14 protein-coding genes, 1 pseudogene and 1 riboswitch are annotated in these 17460 nt (G+C 69.1%); of the genes and pseudogenes, 10 read left to right on the top strand and 5 right to left on the bottom strand.

Annotated features, from left to right (window positions below; translation table 11 throughout):
* Window positions 1–63 precede the first annotated feature (63 nt).
* The 4 genes from ABZ267_RS02730 to ABZ267_RS02715 all read right to left on the bottom strand — a co-directional run bounded on the left by ABZ267_RS02730 (window position 64) and on the right by ABZ267_RS02715 (window position 4875).
* The gene (locus tag ABZ267_RS02730) at window positions 64–1587 is read right to left on the bottom strand and encodes a glycoside hydrolase family 3 protein (protein ID WP_356746773.1); all 1524 of its coding nucleotides are present in this window, start codon (window positions 1585–1587) and stop codon (window positions 64–66) included.
* A 9-nt stretch (window positions 1588–1596) separates the two neighbouring features.
* Window positions 1597–2457 (bottom strand): carbohydrate ABC transporter permease, encoded by an 861-nt coding sequence (locus ABZ267_RS02725; protein WP_356746774.1) that lies wholly within the window; start codon window positions 2455–2457, stop codon window positions 1597–1599.
* The gene (locus ABZ267_RS02720; RefSeq protein ID WP_356746775.1) at window positions 2454–3461 is read right to left on the bottom strand and encodes a sugar ABC transporter permease; all 1008 of its coding nucleotides are present in this window, start codon (window positions 3459–3461) and stop codon (window positions 2454–2456) included. The genes ABZ267_RS02725 and ABZ267_RS02720 overlap by 4 nt, the downstream gene beginning before the upstream one ends.
* Before the next feature lie 115 nt (window positions 3462–3576).
* Window positions 3577–4875 (bottom strand): sugar ABC transporter substrate-binding protein, encoded by a 1299-nt coding sequence (locus ABZ267_RS02715; RefSeq protein WP_356746776.1) that lies wholly within the window; start codon window positions 4873–4875, stop codon window positions 3577–3579.
* A 279-nt stretch (window positions 4876–5154) separates the two neighbouring features.
* Between ABZ267_RS02715 and ABZ267_RS02710 the strand changes: the two genes are divergently transcribed.
* From ABZ267_RS02710 to ABZ267_RS02680, 7 genes and pseudogenes are all read left to right on the top strand, one after another.
* Complete coding sequence (locus tag ABZ267_RS02710) at window positions 5155–5919, top strand: GntR family transcriptional regulator (protein WP_018489091.1); 765 nt, start codon at window positions 5155–5157, stop codon at window positions 5917–5919.
* 251 nt (window positions 5920–6170) lie between these two features.
* Window positions 6171–8399, top strand: a complete 2229-nt coding sequence (locus ABZ267_RS02705; RefSeq protein WP_356746777.1) for a carbon starvation CstA family protein — start codon at window positions 6171–6173, stop codon at window positions 8397–8399.
* Window positions 8396–8599 (top strand): YbdD/YjiX family protein, encoded by a 204-nt coding sequence (locus ABZ267_RS02700; protein ID WP_356364124.1) that lies wholly within the window; start codon window positions 8396–8398, stop codon window positions 8597–8599. Before ABZ267_RS02705 ends, ABZ267_RS02700 begins: the two co-directional genes overlap by 4 nt.
* A 132-nt stretch (window positions 8600–8731) precedes the next feature.
* Window positions 8732–9415 (top strand): hypothetical protein, encoded by a 684-nt coding sequence (locus ABZ267_RS02695; RefSeq protein ID WP_356746778.1) that lies wholly within the window; start codon window positions 8732–8734, stop codon window positions 9413–9415.
* A 69-nt stretch (window positions 9416–9484) separates the two neighbouring features.
* Window positions 9485–9852: pseudogene (locus ABZ267_RS02690) on the top strand (GNAT family N-acetyltransferase); the annotation flags it as partial.
* 52 nt (window positions 9853–9904) lie between these two features.
* A riboswitch (cobalamin riboswitch) is annotated at window positions 9905–10039 on the top strand.
* Window positions 10040–10172: 133 nt separating this feature from the next.
* Entirely contained in the window at window positions 10173–12587 is a 2415-nt protein-coding gene (locus ABZ267_RS02685; RefSeq protein ID WP_356746779.1) for a ribonucleoside-diphosphate reductase subunit alpha, read from the top strand.
* On the top strand, window positions 12587–13603 hold the full coding sequence (locus ABZ267_RS02680) for a ribonucleotide-diphosphate reductase subunit beta (RefSeq protein ID WP_356746780.1): 1017 nt from the start codon (window positions 12587–12589) through the stop codon (window positions 13601–13603). Before ABZ267_RS02685 ends, ABZ267_RS02680 begins: the two co-directional genes overlap by 1 nt.
* A 266-nt stretch (window positions 13604–13869) precedes the next feature.
* Here ABZ267_RS02680 and ABZ267_RS02675 read toward each other — a convergent pair whose 3' ends face one another.
* Window positions 13870–14439 carry a hypothetical protein gene (locus tag ABZ267_RS02675; protein ID WP_356746781.1) on the bottom strand — a complete coding sequence of 190 codons (570 nt, stop codon included), beginning with the start codon at window positions 14437–14439 and terminating at the stop codon, window positions 13870–13872.
* Between the two features lie 363 nt (window positions 14440–14802).
* Here ABZ267_RS02675 and ABZ267_RS02670 point away from each other — a divergent pair, with 363 nt between their 5' ends.
* From ABZ267_RS02670 to ABZ267_RS02660, 3 genes are read left to right on the top strand one after another with little or no spacing between them, the layout of a single operon-like run.
* Complete coding sequence (locus tag ABZ267_RS02670; RefSeq protein ID WP_356746782.1) at window positions 14803–15774, top strand: ATP-binding cassette domain-containing protein; 972 nt, start codon at window positions 14803–14805, stop codon at window positions 15772–15774.
* Complete coding sequence (locus ABZ267_RS02665; protein WP_356746783.1) at window positions 15771–16616, top strand: ABC-2 family transporter protein; 846 nt, start codon at window positions 15771–15773, stop codon at window positions 16614–16616. Before ABZ267_RS02670 ends, ABZ267_RS02665 begins: the two co-directional genes overlap by 4 nt.
* A gap of 6 nt (window positions 16617–16622) precedes the next feature.
* On the top strand, window positions 16623–17423 hold the full coding sequence (locus tag ABZ267_RS02660) for an ABC-2 family transporter protein (protein ID WP_356746784.1): 801 nt from the start codon (window positions 16623–16625) through the stop codon (window positions 17421–17423).
* Window positions 17424–17460: the final 37 nt, after the last annotated feature.

The following is a 17460-nucleotide window of genomic DNA, read 5'->3' as shown; positions in this document are numbered from 1 at the left end:
GATGTGTGTCCGCCCGACACGCTTGGTCATCGCCGGACGGGCTTGATCGTGGCCGGGCTTGGGCTATGCCCCAGTCACCGCTTCCGCCGCCGCCTGGCCGCAGACCCTTGATGCGCCGTGCGTGGCGATGTGCAGTGAGCCTCTCGGCGTGGACGCCGGGACGCCCATCTCGACCACGATCGTGTCCGGACGGGCCTCCAGCAGGGCGTCCAGGGCCTCGCGCATCCAGGCGTGGCGGTGTTCGTCGCGGACGACCGCGACGATGCGCCGCTCCCCCGCCGCCGCGACCGCCTCGGCCGCCGGTGCGGTGCTCTCGCTGGTGTAGCGGCCTGCCTCGGTGCCGGGGAGGAGGCGGGTGAGGCCGGCGGCTATGCCCCACGGGGTCTCGTCGCCGACGGCGATGTTGGCCACGGCGGAGAACTCCGCCACGTACGCCGGCTCGGTCAGCCGGTCGCCGGTACCCGTGACCTTCACCGCGCGGCGGGCGGCCACCAGGCCGATGTCGGAGCTGACTCCGGTGCCGGGCGCGGTCCCCTCCTGCACTTCCGCGCCCGGCTCCGGGACGTCCCCCCGGGCCCCCTGCGTCCAGGACGCGAGGGCTCGTACACGGGCGGCCGCGTCCGCGAGCCGCTCCTCGGGCAGTTCCCCGCTCCGTACCGCCGCCACGAGGGCGTCGCGCAGGGCCAGCACCGTCTCCTCGTCGGCCAGCCCGCCGCCGACGCAGATCGCGTCGGCGCCCGCGGCGATCGCGAGGACCGATCCGCGCTCGATGCCGTAGGTCCTGGAGATGGCTTCCATCTCCACGCCGTCGGTGACGATCAGGCCGTCGTAGCCCAGTTCCTGACGGAGCAGACCGGTGAGGATCCGCGGACTCAGAGTGGCCGGGCGGTCCGGGTCGAGTGCGGGAAGCAGGATATGCGCGCTCATCACCGATTTGGAACCCGCCGCGATCGCCGCCCGGAAAGGCAGCAGCTCACGGGCGTGCAAGGTGTCGAGATCCACATCGATGCGCGGCGTCGCCAGGTGCGAGTCGACCGCGGTGTCGCCGTGGCCGGGGAAGTGCTTGGTGCAGGCGGCGACGCCGGCGGCCTGGAGCCCTTCCACGTACGCGGAGGTGTGCCGGGCCACCAGAGCGGTGTCGGCGCCGAAGGAGCGTACGCCGATGACCGGGTTGTCCGGGTTGGAGTTGACGTCGGCGGACGGCGCCCAGTTGAGGTTGACGCCGCACACGGCGAGGCGACGGCCCAGCTCGTAGGCGACGGCCCGGGTCAGGTCCACGTCGTCGACGGAGCCGAGAGCGAAGTTGCCCGGGAACGAGGAGCCGTCCCTGACCTCCAGGCGGGTCACGTCCCCGCCCTCCTCGTCGATGGCGACGAGGACATCGTCCCGCTCGGAGCGCAGCCGCGCGGTGAGGGCGGCGAGCTGCTCGGGCGATTCGATGTTGCGGCCGAACAGCCCGACGGAGGTGAGCCCTTCACCTACGCGGCGCAGCAGCCAGTCCGGTGCGGTGGTTCCGGTGAATCCGGGCTGGAGCACCGCGAGCGCGTCACGCGTCAGGGTGTCCGTGGTGGAAACGAGGGTGGTCATGGGCCCGCACTATCCCTTCACAGCGCCGGAGGTGAGCCCAGCGGCCATCTTCTTCTGAATGATCATGAAGAAGATGACGACGGGCAGGGCGATCATGGTGGACGCCGCCATGAGTGCGCCGTAGTCCGTTCCGCGCTCGGTGGTGAAGGTCATCAGCCACACGTTGAGCGTGTACTTGGAGTTGTCGTTGATCAGGATGTACGCGAAGAGGTACTCGTTCCACGCGTTCACCAGGGCAAAGATCGACGCGGCGGCGAGTCCGGGCGCGAGCAGCGGGAAGACCACCTTGCGGAAGGCGCCGAAGCGGGTGAGGCCGTCGACCATCGCGGACTCCTCCAGCTCCACCGGGATGTTCACGACGAAGCCGCGGATCATGATGGTGGCGAAGGGCAGCGTGGCGACGAGGTAGACGACGATCAGGCCCCAGTACTCGTCGATCCCGCCCATCGCGTTGAGCTGGGCGTAGATCGGGATGAGCATCGCCGTCGGCGGCAGCATCTGCACCAGGATCATGATCAGGAGCAGCGGCTTGCGGCCGAAGAAGCGGAACCGGCCGATCGCCAGGGCCGCCAGGGTCGCGATGACCATGCCGCCGACCACCGCGGTGACGGCGACGATCAGGCTGGACTGGATGGCGGTGGTGAAGTTCGGCTGGTCGATGGCGCGCACGAAGTTGTCGAAGGTGATCGACGTGGGCCACAGCGTCTGGTTGTAGCTGCGGATCTCGCGGTTGGGCCGCAGGGAGCTGATGACCAGCCAGTAGACCGGGAAGATCATGACGACGGCGATACCGAGGCCGATGATGTCCAGGTGGAGCCGGCTCTTCTTCCGGTCGGGTCGCAGCGCCTGTGTCTCGGTCGTGCTGCTCATTCGACCTCTCCCGTCTTCATGAGCTGGCGCAGGTAGTACACGGCCACGCCGGACAGCAGCAGCACCGTGATCAGGGCGATCGCGCTGCCCTGGCTGAAGGAGGTGGACTCGAACGCCTTGGAGTAGGAGTAGAGGCCGAGGGTCTCGTACTCCGGCTCGGGCTTGTTGCCGCGCAGCAGCCAGATCTGGCCGAAGACGTTGAAGTCCCAGATCACCGAGAGGGTGGCGACCATGGTGAAGACCGGCTTGATGACCGGCCAGGTGACGAACTTGTAGACGCCGTAGGCGCTGGCGCCGTCGAGCGCGGCCGCCTCCTCCAGCTCCTGCGGGACCTGGGTGAGGGCGGCGTACAGGGTGACGACCACGAACGGGATGGCGCCCCAGACGACCAGCAGGGTGATGATGCCGAAGCCCTGGATCGGGTCGAGGTACCAGTTGTGGCCGAGCCAGTCCTCGCCGACGACCTTGGCGATCAGTGTGTTGATCAGGCCGTAGTCGGAGTCGGCCATGAACCGGAAGATCGAGGCGGCGACCATCAGCGGCATCGACCAGGCGGCGATCAGCGCCACCGTCAGGACGAGCCGGACCCAGGTGGAGAGCTTGCGCATGAGCAGGGCGACCAGCAGCCCGATGCCCATGGTCAGCGTCACGCAGATGGCCATGAAGACGATCGTGCGGAAGGTGACCCACCAGAACTCGGAGTCGCCGAGGATGTTGGTGAACTGTTCGAGGCCCACCCAGGGGGCGGGCTCTCCGGACCACAGTTCGCGTCGGCCCATGTCCTGGAAGGACATGATGACCGTCTTGCCGAGCGGGTAGAGGTAGACGGCGGCGATCGCCACGATCGCCGGGAGAATCAGGAAGTAGGGGAGGAGTTCACCCTTCTTCCGCTTCCTCTTCTGAACTCGGGGCGCGTCGTCGGCGGAGGACGACTTCCCGGTCGGCTGCGGGTCGGGCGGTAGTGGGACCGGCGGCCCGACGGCCTTGGTATCAGCGGCAGACACGTGGCTGACCTTCCATCGCGGGTCCGAGGCGGGCCCCGGAATTCACGGCGTTCACTTGCGAGAAGAGGGCGGGGGCCCGGCAGCGATGCCGGGCCCCCGCCTGGCGACCGGAAGGTCAGGACTTCTTGTTGATCAGGGCGTTGATCTTGTCGTCGGCCTTCTTGGAGGCGTCGGCGACGGAGGCGCCCTTGAGGATCTCCAGGAGGACGTTCTCCAGGATCTCCTCCTTCTCGACGGAGGCCCAGCCCGGCGCGATCGGCGTGAACCAGGCGTCCGGCACCGCGTTGGCGATGGCGGCCGTCTCCGGCTTCGTCTTCAGCGGCTCGAGCTGCTTCTCGTTGTTCGGGAGGACGTTCTTCGACGCGAGGACGTCACCGCCCTTGGCGTTGGTGAAGAGGGCGATCCACTCCTGGCCGAGGTCCTGGACCTTGGACTTGGAGATCGTCGCGAGGTCCGAGCCGCCGATGAAGGACGGGAGGGCCTTGCCCTCGGGACCGGGGATACCGGCCGTGGCGATCTTGCCCTCGAGCTTCGGGTTGCCGTTCTCGCCACCCGTGACGCTGCCGGCCTCCCAGGCCTGGCCGTAGATCACGGCGGCCTTCTCGTTGGCCATGACGTTGGCGTGGTCCTGCTCGTCCTTCGTCTGGTCGGCCTTGTTGTACTTCTTGACCAGGTTGACGAAGTGCTCCAGGCCCTTCTGCGACTCCGGGGAGGAGAGCGAGCCCTTCCACTCCTTGGCGCCCTCGTCGTACGTGGCTATCTGGCCACCGTAGGCGGCGACGTAGGACATCGCGGCGTACCAGTAGCGGCCCGGGAAGTAGAGCGAGGAGGCGCGCTTGTCCTTCTTGCCGAGGGAGGCGGAGACCTTGTCCATCGCCGCGAGGAACTCGTCCTCGGTCTGCGGGAGCTCGTCGCTGCCGGTGCCGGCCTTCAGCATGTCCTTGTTGTAGACGGCCAGACGGGCACTGGCGTAGTAAGGAACGCAGTACGTCTTGCCTTCGAAGGTGCAGGTGTCCTTCAGACCCTTGATCCAGGTGTCCGAGTTCTCGTACTTCTTGGGGTCGATTTCCCCGAGCGCACCATTGAGGATGTACTGCATGGTCTCGGTGTTGCCGAGTTCGACAACGTCCGGGAATTTGTCGCCACCGAGGGAGGTGTCAAGCTTCTTGACCTTGTCGGCCCACTGCTGGTACTGAACCTTGACCGTGACACCGGGGTACTTCTTCTTGAACTCGGCGTTGACGTCCGAGACCAGCTCGGGCCAGGTCGACTGGGCCTCGCCCATGAGCCAGACGGTCAAGGTTTCCTTGCGGTCCTTCGGGTCCTGCGACGATGCCTTGTCGTCGGAACCACACGCCGCGACCGAAACCAACATGCCCGCGACACCGATAGCCGCGATGAGCTTGCGCTTCACGTCAAACCCTCCTCAGGGATGCTGCAACCCCACCCACCGCGAAGACATTCGACGAGTTCTGCTGGGGCTGGACCTGGTCTTTAATGGTTTAGACCAGTACCGGGAGCTTGGCCTAGACCTTTAGGGGTGTCAAGGGTGTATAAGAAGTGCACTCGCGTCCGTTATAGGACCGACACCTAAGGGAGGGCGACGACCCGTGACCGGACCGTGCCACCATGTGAGCCGCGACAGACGGAGGAGCCGGTGACGGCAGCAACGCAAGCGTCGGAGAGGCGGGCCATGGGTGCCGACGGGGGCAGTTCGGGGAGCGAGACCGGCAACGGTACGCGCACCGCGCGCGTACCGAAGTACTACCGGCTCAAGCGCCATCTCCTCGACATGACCGATACCTTGCCGCCCGGCACCCCGGTGCCGCCCGAACGCACCCTGGCGGCCGAGTTCGACACCTCGCGCACCACCGTGCGCCAGGCCTTGCAGGAGCTGGTCGTCGAGGGCCGGCTCGAACGCATCCAGGGCAAGGGGACGTTCGTCGCCAAGCCGAAGGTCTCGCAGGCGCTCCAGCTGACCTCGTACACCGAGGACATGCGCGCCCAGGGCCTCGAGCCGACGTCCCAGCTGCTCGACATCGGCTATGTCACGGCGGACGACACGCTCGCCGGTCTGCTGGACATCTCGACGGGTGGACGCGTACTGCGCATCGAGCGGCTGCGGCTCGCCAGCGGTGAGCCGATGGCGATCGAGACCACCCATCTTTCGGCCAAACGCTTCCCGGCGCTGCGCCGTTCGCTGGTGAAGTACACCTCGCTCTACACCGCGCTCGCCGAGGTGTACGACGTCCGCCTGGCCGAGGCCGAGGAGACCATCGAGACCTCGCTGGCCACGCCGCGCGAGGCGGGTCTGCTGGGGACGGACGTGGGGCTGCCGATGCTGATGCTCTCCCGCCATTCGATCGATGGCCAGGGCGAACCCGTGGAGTGGGTGCGATCCGTGTACCGGGGCGACCGGTACAAGTTCGTGGCCCGCCTGAAGCGGCCGACCGACTGAGGCGAGCACGGCGTACGGACAGGCGGTGGCCCGGGGTTTCCTTCCCCGGGCCACCGCTTGTTTTCGGTCATCCGCGATGGAACCGGATCGGGTGAACCGAACCGGGCCGCCGTCCGTGTCCCTACTGCGGAACTTCGGTGGAGACATCGGTGATACACGACCGGTATGCGGACAGGGGTTCCGGAGCACGGCCGTCCCACCTTAGATTTCGCGCACGTTACGACAGAGATCACGCGAGGGGACGGATCGATATGCCGGAATCGCCCACACCAGCACCACCGGTTCCACAAGCACCGGGACGACGGGCGCTGACGCCGAAGTCCATCGTCGTCTGGAGCCTGGTGGCCCTGGTCGGCGCGATCGGCTGGGCCACCCTCGCGCTCTCGCGCGGTGAGGAGGTCTCCGCCGCCTGGATGCTGGCGGCGGCGCTGGGCTCGTACGCCATCGCGTACCGCTTCTACTCCCGGTTCATCGCCAACCGGGTGCTGAAGGCGGACAAGAACCGCGCGACGCCGGCCGAACGGCTGGACAACGGTGTCGACTTCCACCCCACCGACCGCCGCGTCCTGTTCGGCCACCACTTCGCCGCCATCGCGGGCGCGGGCCCGCTGGTCGGTCCGGTGCTCGCCGCGCAGATGGGTTACCTGCCGGGCACGATCTGGCTCGTCGTCGGCGTCATCTTCGCCGGTGCCGTCCAGGACATGGTGACACTCTTCTTCTCCACCCGCCGCAACGGCCGTTCGCTCGGCCAGATGGCGCGCGACGAGATCGGGCCGGTCGGCGGGATCGCCGCACTGATCGCCGTCTTCATCATCATGATCATCCTGCTCGCGGTCCTCGCGCTGGTCATCGTGAACGCGCTCGCGCACTCGCCGTGGGGTGTCTTCTCCATCGGCATGACGATCCCGATCGCCCTCTTCATGGGCGTCTATCTGCGCATCCTGCGACCGGGCAAGGTCAGTGAGGTCTCCCTCATCGGCGTCGCGCTGCTGCTCCTCGCGATCGTCGCGGGCGGCTGGGTCGCCGAGTCGTCGTGGGCGGACTTCTTCACGCTGGAGCCGGGCACGCTGGTCATCTGGATGATCGTGTACGGATTCCTCGCCTCCGTGCTCCCGGTCTGGCTGCTGCTGGCGCCGCGCGACTACCTCTCCACCTTCATGAAGGTCGGCACGATCGCGCTGCTGGCGCTCGGCGTGGTCGTGGCGCTGCCGACGCTGAAGATGCCGGCCGTCACCGAATTCGCCTCCAGCGGCTCGGGCCCGGTCTTCGCCGGCTCGATGTTCCCGTTCGTCTTCATCACCATCGCCTGCGGCGCGCTCTCCGGCTTCCACTCCCTGGTCTCCTCCGGCACCACGCCGAAGATGGTCCAGAAGGAGACGCAGATCCGCGTGATCGGCTACGGCGCGATGCTGGTCGAGTCGTTCGTCGCGATCATGGCGATGATCGCGGCCTGCATCATCGACCCGGGTCTCTACTTCGCCATCAACGCGCCCGTCGGCGTGATCGGCGACAGCGTCCAGTCCGCCTCCCAGGCCGTCGCCAACTTCGGCTTCACCATCACGCCGGACGCCCTGGCACAGGCCGCCAAGGACGTCGAGGAGGCGAGCCTGCTCTCCCGGACCGGTGGCGCGCCCACGTTCGCGCTCGGCATGGCGGAGATCTTCTCCGCGGTGATCGGCGGAACGGCGATGAAGGCGTTCTGGTACCACTTCGCCATCATGTTCGAGGCCCTCTTCATCCTCACCACCGTCGACGCCGGCACCCGCGTCGGGCGCTTCATGCTCCAGGACATGCTGGGCAACGCCTACAAGCCGTTCCGCGAGGTCAGCTGGAAGCCCGGTGTCTGGTTCGCCAGCGCCGTCGTGGTCGGCGGCTGGGGCTACTTCCTCTGGGTCGGCGTGCACGACCCGCTGGGCGGCATCAACCAGCTCTTCCCGCTCTTCGGCATCGCCAACCAGCTGCTGGCCGCCGTCGCGCTGGCCGTCTGCACCACGCTGCTGGTCAAGTCCGGCCGCCTGAAGTGGGCCTGGGTCACCGCCGTACCGCTCGCCTGGGACGTGGCGGTCACCCTCACCGCGAGCTGGCAGAAGATCTTCTCGCCGGACGTGAAGGTCGGCTTCTTCGCGCAGCGCGACAAGTACCAGGCGGGCATCGACGCGGGCGAGGTGCTGGCCCCGGCCAGGTCCATGGACGACATGCGGACCGTCGTCACCAACTCCACCGTCGACGGAGTGCTCTGCGCGCTCTTCGCGCTCCTCATCATCGTGGTGCTCGTGGACGCCGGCCGGGTCTGCTACAAGGCCATCCGCGACCCGGAGAGCGTCAAGCTCCACGAGACGCCGTTCGTCCAGTCCAAGTTCGTCGCGCCGGCCTCGCTCATCGCCACCAAGGAGGAGAAGGCCGAACTGGCCGCCGCCGGTGTCGGTCCCGAGGGCGGCCTGCGCAAGGAGGAGGCCGCGGCGACGGGGAGCCGGACATGACCCTCGCGGACGTCCGGCGGGTGGCCGGGCGGATCCGCTGGTACGTCCGTGAGGTGACCGGCGAGGCGACGTACGACCGCTATGTGGCGCACGCCCGCTCGCACGATCCGGACACGCCGGTGATGACCCGCCGCGCCTTCGAACGCAGCCGCACCGACGCCCGCGAGGCGGACCCTCGCGAGGGCTTCCGCTGCTGCTGACCACCCGTCGGCCGATCGGGGCCGCCGCACCCCTCACAGGGGCGCGGCGGCCCCTTCTGGCGTCCGTGGACGAGCCCGGCCGGCGCTCGAATCCCGGTGCGCGGAGCCCTGACCGTACGAAAGGATGTGCCCATGACATCGCGCTCCCGGTCGCCCCGGCTCCGGCCCCTCCTCCTGACCGTGCCACTGGCCCTGGCCCTGGCGGCGGTGACGGGCTGCGGCACCGTGCCGGCGCCTGGTTCGAAGTCGCCGGCGGACCGCAGCTCCTCGGCCGAACCGGCGCCGGACCGGGCGGAGCTGGAGGCGCGGGCGAGCGCCGCGCAGCTCGTCGCGGAACATGTGTGGGTGACCGAGGCCGCGGGCTACGCCTTGGCGCGCCAGTCGGTCGGAGTGCTCGGTGACGACGGGTTCGGCAGCTCCTACACCGCGCCGGACGGCGGGATGCTCCAGCTGTCGGTGGAGCGCCGCCCGCACGCCGTGGCCGACTGTACGGACGGCTCCGCGCCCGTCGGCGGCGAGGAGACCCTGGTGACGTGCGAGCGGGACGGCGAACAGTGGTACCGCGCCACGGAGTCGGGCCACGCGTACGCCCAGGAACAGGGCGACCTCGTGATCACGGTGAGCGGGACGCGCGAGCAGGTGGACCGGGCGACGCTGCGGTCGGCGGCGCGGGCCGCCCACCGCGCCGACGACCACGAGCTGGACCGGGTGCTGCCGCCCGCCGGGGACGGCTCCGGACAGCAGCCGGTCGAGCGCGGCGACCTGCCGCCGGTGGGCGACGGCGCCCCGAACAACGATGTGGGAGCGAGTGGCTGATGGACCTGCCGATCGGAGTGGCGGAACCCGCCGACGCCGCCATTCAATTGCCGTGGGTCTCAGCCTTGGGCGGCCGAGGCCGAGGTGCTCGTGGCGATCGACGCGGACGGCGTGGTGCTCGGTGGTGTGACGTACGCCGCTCCCGGCACTCCGTGGCGCGATATCTCCGGTCGGACGAGGCTGAGTTCCGGATGCCGGCCGTGGCCCGCGCGGGGCGCGGACGGGGCGCGGGAGAGGCTCTCGTACGGGCGTGCGTCGAGCGGGCCCGGTCCGCCGAAGGCGTCCGCGGACTGGTGCTGTCGACGCGGCCCGCCATGCTCCCAGCCCATAGGATCTACCGTCGGCGCGGCCTTCCGCGGACCCCTGAGCGGGACGGGGAGCCGGTGCCGGGCCTGCGCCTCATGGCCTTCCGGCTGGAGCCGGAGGCAGCCTCATGAGGGGCGTAGCAAACCGACGCGACACAACATGTGGGGGCCGCAGCATCTAGCGGCCCCCACATGTATGCTCGACCTCGCTGTCGCCGCAGGGGAATCCGGTGCGAATCCGGAACTGTCCCGCAACGGTGTGATCAGTGTGCTTTGCACACCCGAAGTCCGAAGACCTGTCGACAGCGCGTCCGGCTCGATCGAACCGGACGCCAGACGTCCGGGCCTCGCGGATGGGCCGGTGGACGCCGTGAGCAGTGCTGCCCTGAGGGCATCGTGCTGCCCGGTTTCCCCGCTCGCCGCCGGCCCCCAGCCGAGCGAGGGAAAGCCCAGTGACCATCGCGCCCGCCGATCCGGTTTCAGCCACCGAATCCGCCGCCTCCACCACGTCCGGCCACGGCACGAACGACGGACCCGGAACCGCCCTGCTGCGGACCCTCACCGACCTCACCGTCGATCTGCCCGACACCGACCCCGGACGGGTCGCCGCCTCCGCGCTGCGCGGGCGCAACGCCCGCTCCGACGAGGCCGAGCTGCGCTCGCTGGCCACCGAGGCCGCCGCGGGCCTGATCTCCGAGGACCCGGCGTACTCCAGACTCGCCGCCCGGCTGCTGACCCGTACGATCGCCGACGAGGCCGCGAGCCAGGGCGCCACGTCCTTCTCCTCCTCGGTCGCCGTCGGCCACCGCGAGGGCCTGATCGCGGACCGCACCGCCGAGTTCGTGGCGCTCCACGCGGCCGCGCTGGACAAACTCGTCGAGCAGGCCCTGGCCGACGGTGCCGACGACCGCTTCGGCTACTTCGGTCTCCGTACGCTGCACAGCCGCTACCTGCTGCGCCACCCGCTCACCCGTCAGGTCATCGAGACCCCGCAGCACTTCATGCTGCGCGTGGCCGCGGGCCTCGCCGAGGACGCGTCGGTGCGGGCGCTGGACGAGGTCGCCGCGCTCTACCGGCTGATGAGCAAGCTGGACTACCTCCCCTCCTCCCCCACGCTCTTCAACTCCGGCACCCGGCACCCGCAGATGTCCTCCTGCTACCTGCTGGACTCGCCCAAGGACGAGCTGGACTCGATCTACGACCGCTACCACCAGGTGGCGCGCCTCTCGAAGCACGCCGGCGGCATCGGCCTCTCCTACTCCCGTATCCGCGCGCGTGGTTCGCTGATCCGCGGCACCAACGGGCACTCCAACGGCATCGTGCCGTTCCTCAAGACGCTGGACGCCTCCGTGGCGGCGGTGAACCAGGGTGGCCGGCGCAAGGGCGCGGCGGCGGTCTACCTGGAGACCTGGCACGCGGACATCGAGGAGTTCCTGGAGCTCCGCGACAACACCGGTGAGGACCAGCGGCGTACGCACAACCTCAACCTGGCGCACTGGATCCCGGACGAGTTCATGCGTCGCGTCGACGCGGACACCGAGTGGTCGCTCTTCTCGCCCGCCGAGGTGCCCGAGCTGGTCGACCTGTGGGGCGACGAGTTCGACGCGGCCTACCGCGCGGCCGAGGCCAAGGGCCTGGCCCGCAAGACCATGCCGGCGCGTGAGCTGTACGGCCGGATGATGCGGACCCTCGCGCAGACCGGCCAGGGCTGGATGACGTTCAAGGACGCCTCCAACCGGACCGCGAACCAGACCGCCGAGCCGGGCCGGGTCGTGCACTCCTCGAACCTGTGCACGGAGATCCTGGAGGTCACCAACGACGGCGAGACGGCCGTCTGCAACCTCGGCTCGGTCAACCTGGGTGCCTTCGTGGCGAACGGCTCGATCGACTGGGAGCGGCTGGACTCCACCGTCCGTACGGCCGTGACCTTCCTCGACCGCGTCGTCGACATCAACTTCTACCCGACCGAGCAGGCCGGGAACTCCAACTCCCGCTGGCGGCCGGTCGGCCTGGGCGCCATGGGCCTCCAGGACGTCTTCTTCCAGCTGCGCCTGCCGTTCGACTCGCCGCAGGCCCGCGCGCTCTCCACGAAGATCTCCGAGCGCATCATGCTGGCCGCGTACGAGGCGTCCTGCGACCTCGCCGAGCGCTCCGGCCCGCTGCCCGCCTGGTCCGAGACGCGCGCCGCGCGCGGTGTGCTGCACCCCGACCACTACGACACCGAGCTGAACTGGCCGGAGCGCTGGGACGCGCTGCGCGCCCGGGTCGCGAAGACCGGTATGCGCAACTCGCTGCTGCTCGCCATCGCGCCGACCGCGACGATCGCCTCGATCGCCGGTGTGTACGAGTGCATCGAGCCGCAGGTCTCCAACCTGTTCAAGCGCGAGACGCTCAGCGGTGAGTTCCTCCAGGTCAACGCCTACCTGGTGGACGAGCTGAAGAAGCTCGGCGTGTGGGACGCCCGCACCCGTGAGGCGCTGCGCGAGGCCAGCGGCTCCGTGCAGGGCTTCGCCTGGATCCCTGAGGACGTGCGGGCGCTGTACCGCACGGCGTGGGAGATCCCGCAGCGCGGCCTGATCGACATGGCGGCGGCCCGTACGCCGTTCCTCGACCAGAGCCAGTCGCTCAACCTGTTCCTGGAGACGCCGACGATCGGCAAGCTCTCCTCGATGTACGCGTACGCCTGGAAGCAGGGGCTGAAGACGACGTACTACCTGCGTTCGCGCCCGGCGACCCGGATCGCCCGTGCCGCGTCCGGCCAGGCGTCGGCCGCCGCCCCCATTCCCGTACAGCAGGCTTCGGCTCCCGACGCGGACGCCATCGCCTGCTCCCTTGAGAACCCCGAGTCCTGCGAGGCCTGCCAGTAATGAGCTCCACCGACAACAAGAACCTGCTCGACCCGGGCTTCGAACTGACCCTGCGTCCCATGCGCTACCCCGACTTCTACGAGCGCTACCGGGACGCGATCAAGAACACCTGGACCGTGGAGGAGGTCGACCTCCACTCGGACGTCGCCGACCTCGCCAAGCTGTCGCCGGGTGAGCAGCACATGATCGGCCGGCTGGTGGCGTTCTTCGCGACCGGTGACTCGATCGTCTCCAACAACCTCGTGCTGACGCTGTACAAGCACATCAACTCCCCGGAGGCGCGGCTGTACCTGTCGCGGCAGCTCTTCGAGGAGGCCGTGCACGTCCAGTTCTATCTGACGCTGCTGGACACCTATCTGCCCGACCCGGACGACCGGGCGGCGGCGTTCGACGCGGTCGAGGAGATCCCGTCGATCCGCGAGAAGGCCCAGTTCTGCTTCAAGTGGATGGACTCGGTCGAGAAGATCGACCAGCTGGAGACGAAGGCCGACCGCCGCCGTTTCCTGCTGAACCTGATCTGCTTCGCGGCGTGCATCGAGGGGCTGTTCTTCTACGGCGCCTTCGCGTACGTGTACTGGTTCCGCTCGCGCGGCCTGCTGCACGGCCTCGCCACGGGCACCAACTGGGTGTTCCGTGACGAGACGATGCACATGAACTTCGCGTTCGAGGTCGTGGACACCGTCCGCAAGGAGGAGCCGGAGCTCTTCGACGACGCGCTCCAGCAGCAGGTCACCGACATGCTGAAGGAGGCCGTCGAGGCGGAGCTCCAGTTCGGCCGCGACCTGTGCGGCGAGGGCCTGCCGGGCATGAACACCGAGTCGATGCGCCAGTACCTGGAGTGCGTCGCCGACCAGCGCCTGGCTCGCCTCGGCTTCCCGACGGTGTACGGCTCGGAGAACCCGTTCTCCTTCATGGAGCTGCAGGGCGTCCAGGAGCTGACGAACTTCTTCGAGCGCCGCCCGTCCGCGTACCAGGTGGCGGTGGAGGGCTCGGTCGGGTTCGACGACGAGTTCTAGGCCCGATCCGGACCCAGCCGAGCCCTTCCGGACTCCGTACAGGAGAAGGCCCCACCGTGCTGAGCGCGGTGGGGCCTCGCTGTATCGCCGGGCCGGTCGGCCTCCGCCCGTATCAGGTGGCTGCGGTCCCCTCCCCTAAGGCGCCGAGAATCGTGCCGCCCACCAGGCCGACGGCGCTCATGACGCTGGCGACGACCGCTGTGAGACCCGGTTCCGATCGGACCGGCCAGACGTCCATGTGCCCCTCAACTCCTCCGACAACAAGTTCACTTGTCAGAGGAACACACTTGGCCCTCCTGTTCGGCTCCGCCGGCCGACGCGGACGTGCGGCGGCTCAGGACCTGCTCGACCGCGTCGAGGCGGCGGCGCTGCCGGCGCAGCGTCAGGGGGTTGATGAGGAAGATCCCCGCCAGGCCGAGGTACTGGAAGGCCCTGACGTAGTCGCGGTTCGCGATCTGGATCACGGCGCTCGTGAGCCACAGGAGCGCAACGCCGCCCATCAGCCACCACATCAGTCGGCGCTGCTGGGCGTCCAACGTACGCCGTGCCCGCGCCGCGATCTCCATCGCGGCCGGCAGCTCCGCCGGGTCGTCCGGGACCTCACCGCGCTGGATCTGCCGGGCCACCCTCAGGTACCGCCTGGTGGACATACCCAGCTTCGCCGCCCGGCGATTCGCCCACCGCCACCAGAGCACGGCGGCGACTGCGGACAGCAGGACGAAGGAGGCGGCGAGCAGCAGTCCCGAGGAGACGTCCACGCCGTCCCCACCCAGGACCGCTCCCGCCAGGAAGCCCACCAGCGCGGCCATGGCGACCACGGCGAGTACCACCCCCACCGCACCCGCCCACATCCGACCTGCGCGTCCGTCTCCGGTGGTCCCGGCCATCCCCGCCCCTCCGGTCACCGTCTTCTCTTCACTCGGGTCACGGACGTCTCTTCGACGCTCTCCGGCGTCCATGGCGGCCGGTTGCCTCTCCGGTGCGCCTCGAAACCCGCGCGGCACGGCATGCGGTCCAGGACGAGACCAGGGCCGCCACCCGCGTCGGCGGCGCGGCACCGACGTGCGCGGGTGCCGCCTTCGCGCCGGGACTCGTACCGGCCCGACCGAAAAATATGGTTGGACCAGACCAAGCTTCGGCGTGCACACTCTCAGATCGATCACGCCCGACCGGGCCCGGCTCGCTCCAGAGAGGCGCACATGCCCGTCATCGAAGTGGCAGACCTCGTCAAGGAGTTCAGCCGACCCACACGGCAGGAGGGCCGCTTCGCGGGCCTCCGTACGCTGCTGACGCGTGAGCAGACCGTCAAGCGTGCCGTCGACGGCGTGAACTTCACGGTCGAGCAGGGCGAGATGGTCGGCTATCTCGGCCCCAACGGTGCGGGAAAGTCCACCACCATCAAGATGCTCACCGGCATCCTCGTACCCACCTCCGGCACGGTGACGGTCGCCGGTGCCACGCCCTGGCGGGACAGGTCCCGCAACGCCCGCCGGATAGGCGTGGTCTTCGGCCAGCGCAGCCAGCTCTGGTGGGACCTGCCACTGCGCGACTCGCTCTGGCTGATCAGCCGCCTCTACGACGTGCCGGAGGCCCGGTTCCGCGAGAGGCAACGGCAGTTCAGCGAGGTGCTCGGCCTCGGCCCGTTCCTCGACACCCCGGTCCGCCAGCTCTCCCTGGGCCAGCGGATGCGCGGCGACCTCGCCGCCGCGATGCTCTACGACCCGGACATCCTCTACCTGGACGAGCCGACCGTCGGGCTCGACGTCATCGCCAAGGAGCGGATACGCACCTTCGTCGCGGAGCTGAACCGCGCGTCGGGCACCACGGTCGTCCTCACCACCCACGACCTCGACGACGTCGAGGAACTCTGTGACCGGATCATCCTCATCGACCACGGCAGGGTCGCCTACGACGGCGCGGTGGACGAGCTGAAGAGCCGCTACGCGCCGCACCGCGAACTCGTGGTGCAGACCGACCGGCTGGAAAGCGTCGAGGGCGCGGAGGTCGTCCGCCGGGAGGACGGCAAGGTGTGGCTGCGCTTCGATCCCGTCCGCACCCCGCCCGCCGAACTGGTGGCCTCGGTGCTGGCTCGGCACCGGGTGACCGACCTCTCGATCGTGGAACCCGAGCTGGAGAGCGTCATCCACCGGATCTACGCGGACCGCGGATGACCGCGCCGACGGCCTCCGTCTCCGTCTCCGCGAAGCAGTCACTCGGGACGCTGCTCCAGGCCCATCTCGCCTGCGCCCGGATGGAGTTCCGCGCCGCCCTCACCTACCGCACGGCCTATCTGTCGTCCTTCGCGATGATGCTCCTCCAGATCTGGCTGCTGACGGTGGTCTGGAAGGCCCTCTACGACGGTCGTGCGGAGGTGGACGGACTCGGCCTCACCACCATGACGGCGTACGCGACGCTGACGACGCTGCAGTACCAGCTCGTGAGCCCGTGGCGGTCCTCACCCATCGACCAGCGGGTACGGGAGGGCAAGGTCGCCGTGGACCTGCTGCGGCCCGTCGGTTTTCCCGGCCAGATGCTCGCCGGCCAGCTCGGGTGGGCATCGGCCGCGGTCCCGGTCCTGCTGGTGGCACTGCCGTTCGCGCTGCTGATCGGCGCGGGCCGGGCACCCGTATCGGCGGCCGCCGGGTTCGCCTATCCGGTGGCGCTGATCGGCGCGCTGCTCGTGAACCAGCTGCTCGGGCTGCTGCTCGGCATGGTCTCCTTCTGGACCCTGGAGGTGAGCGGCGCCCTCATGGCCTACCGCTTCGTCGCACAGTTCTTCTCCGGGGCCCTGGTCCCGCTGTGGTTCATGCCAGGACCGGTGAGAGCCGCCGCGGAATGGCTGCCCTTCCAGGCCACCGCGTACACCCCGGCGGCCGTCTACCTGGGCCAGGTCGAGGGCCTCGGCATCGTGGCCGCTCTCGGTGTCCAGCTCGCCTGGATCGGCGCGCTCGGCACCCTGGCCGCGTTCGTCTGGTCGCGCGCCCGGGGCCGCGTCATGTCGCAGGGAGGATGAGGGACGATGCGAGGTCCGCGGGTCTATCTGCTGCTGGCCGGTGCGGCGTTCCGGGCCGAGTTCCAGTACCGGGGGAACCTGCTCATCAACATCATCGGCGGCCTGTTCTACCAAGGTGTCGGGCTGGCCTTCATCTGGGCGGTGCTGGACCGCTTCGGGCAGGTCGGCGGCTGGGGACTGGCGGAGATCGCCTTCCTCTACGGGATCAGGCTCACTGCCCACGGCCTGTGGCTGCTCCCGGGCCACCAGCTGATCCACGTCGACGAGGTCGTCATCGAGGGCGACTACGACCGCTATCTCGTCCGTCCGGTGCCGCCGCTGGTCCAGCTCCTCACCCGCAGGGTGCGGTTGAGCTCGCTCGGCGACCTGGCGGGCGGAGTGGTTCTCCTGTCCATCGCCTCGGCCTCCGCACCGGTCGACTGGTCACCGGGAGCCGTCTGCTTCCTCCTGCTCGCCGTCACGGGCGGTGCGCTGGTGGAAGGCTCCCTGCAACTGGCCGCCTCCGCGCTGGTCTTCCGGATGAAGAGGGTCTCGCCCATCAAGTTCGCCATCGACATGATCTTCAGCGACTTCGGCAACTACCCGCTGAAGATCTTCGGCCCGGTGGCCGGCTTCGGGCTGACCTTCGTCTTCCCGCTGGCCTTCGTCGCCTACCTGCCGGCGACCGTGCTGATGGACCGGGAGGAGGAACTCGCCGTGCCTGAATGGCTCGCCTGGGGTGCTCCGGCCATCGGCGTCGTCCTCATGTACACCGCGTACCGCTTCTGGGAGCGGCAGTCCCGCCATTATGAGAGCAGCGGGCACTGAGCGGGACCACCGGCGGGAGCCCCTTGGCAGAATGCGC

Source organism: Streptomyces sp. NPDC006174, from assembly GCF_040614075.1.
Classification (GTDB): domain Bacteria; phylum Actinomycetota; class Actinomycetes; order Streptomycetales; family Streptomycetaceae; genus Streptomyces.
Note: the sequence above shows the minus strand (reverse complement) of the source record. Positions and strands in the feature narration are given on the sequence as shown.